This is a genomic window from Cedecea sp. B1(4) (genome assembly GCF_059414925.1).
This window is the reverse complement of the sequence record NZ_JCAHMZ010000256.1, coordinates 1-240: the sequence shown is the minus strand read 5'-3', so window position 1 is coordinate 240 and position 240 is coordinate 1. Positions and strand designations below refer to the sequence as shown.

Genomic DNA, 240 nt, shown 5'->3' with positions numbered 1-240 from the left:
TTGCAGGACTTTGCCGCACGACGTTTTTCGCTGCGGCATTTCTACGTCCGTCGCGTCAGACGGATTTTTCCCGCGTTGCTGGCGGTCGTCGTGTTCACCTTGGTCGCCAGCATCTTCCTGCTCCTGCCTGGAGAATTGTCCGAATTGGGTCGGGCGACACAGCGGGTCGCCTATTTCTTCTCCAATCATCTGTTCTGGCACACCCAAAACGATTATTGGCAACAGAATTCGCTGTCGAAC

The 240-nt window shown here is 55.0% G+C and carries 1 pseudogene; it reads left to right on the top strand.

Features of this window, described 5'->3' with window-relative positions:
• Positions 1 to 240, top strand: a pseudogene (locus ACR6JA_RS22840) (hypothetical protein); the annotation flags it as partial.